Raw genomic sequence first — 1,220 nt, 5'->3', positions numbered from 1 at the left:
CCTCAGCGGGGCGCCGGGGGCGGTGGCCCTCAGCAGTGACACATTCGACGACACATGGCACGCTCACCTGCCGGCAGGGTGCCGGTGGGGGTCCAGTTCGTCGTCGCAGTCATGTGAGCCAGTAAAACAGATGGGTCGAATTCCGCCCAATTGTTTGGCGGAGCTGTCCGCAATGCGGACACATACCCCTGTGACCTGCATGGATACGGCTCGGCGCCGCCACCGGCGGTCCGGATGGTGGCGGCGCCGGGAAACGTGCGCGGGGCGGCGGACTCAGGCCGTCGCCGCGAGCGGCGTCGCGGCGGGCTTCTCCAGGTGGACGTAGCTCAGCCGGCTGGTGATCTGCTCGACCCCGGTCTGGCGGTACCCCTGTCGAGCGTACAGCCGCAGGTTGCCGAGGCTGCGGTGGCCGGTGGACAGCCGGTAGGCGCTCACCGGGCCCTCCTGGGCCATGCGGCGCTCCAGCGCGTCCAGCAGGCGGCCGCCGAGGCCGTGGCGCTGCATCCGCGGGTGGACGACCAGGCGCCCTATCCGGGCGACGCCGTCGTCGCCGACGCGGCCACGGACGGTGCCGACCACCTCGTCGCCCAGCCGGGCGACCAGGAAGTGGTCCTCGGACAGTTCGGCGCGCAGGCTCTCCAGGCTCTGCGTCAGGGGCTCGATCGCCCAGTCGCCGTACAGCTCGGCCTCGGGCTGGTAGCCGAGGTACTGGAGCTTGAGGATCTGCTCCGCGTCCTCGGCCTCCGCAGCCGAGATGATCACGCTCATGCCCATGTGGAGGGGCCTCCCCAGTCGTCGTGCCCGGCGCGCAGAGGGTGGCGCGCTCACGCTCAGTATCCGAGTGATCGCACCACCGTCAAGAGCTGCGTTCGCCAGCGCTCTACCCGGGTGTCAGCTCCGCTCAACCTTCGCGGGGGCGGACGTGAGCAGGGTCACCTCCCGTGCCGCACGGGTTCCGCCCGGTCGCACGGGCTGCTCAGGGGTAGCGCTCCGCGTGGAGCAGCATCCGCAGGCAGGCCAGGCAGCGCGAGCGGGTGGGGCCGATCGAGCCGCGCGGCATGCCGAGCCGCTCGGAGAGCTCACGGTACGTGGGCGGCGGGTCCTCGGCGAGCGCGGCGATCAGCTGCGGACAGCGGCCGGGCAGGGCGGCGACGGTCTCGCGGACCGCGCGGCGGCGGGCTTCGGCGAGGTAGACGTCCTCGGCGGAGGGGGCGGGCGGG

At 72.5% G+C, this 1,220-nt stretch carries 1 protein-coding gene and 1 pseudogene; both read right to left on the bottom strand.

Going from position 1 to position 1,220, the window contains the following annotated elements:
* Positions 1 to 273 precede the first annotated feature (273 nt).
* The gene (locus tag ACIQOV_RS42005) at positions 274 to 774 is read right to left on the bottom strand and encodes a GNAT family N-acetyltransferase (RefSeq protein ID WP_359905982.1); all 501 of its coding nucleotides are present in this window, start codon (positions 772 to 774) and stop codon (positions 274 to 276) included.
* Between the two features lie 202 nt (positions 775 to 976).
* Positions 977 to 1,220: pseudogene (locus tag ACIQOV_RS42000) on the bottom strand (sigma-70 family RNA polymerase sigma factor); the annotation flags it as partial.

Source organism: Kitasatospora sp. NPDC091257, assembly GCF_044757675.1.
Lineage (GTDB): Bacteria > Actinomycetota > Actinomycetes > Streptomycetales > Streptomycetaceae > Kitasatospora > Kitasatospora lactacystinica.
This window is presented reverse-complemented; position numbering and strand designations above follow the sequence as displayed.

What these genes read in the sequence shown, in the direction of transcription:
- ACIQOV_RS42005 (WP_359905982.1), bottom strand. Translation starts at nt 774, where the DNA reads ATGGGCATGAGCGTGATCATCTCGGCTGCGGAGGCCGAGGACGCGGAG.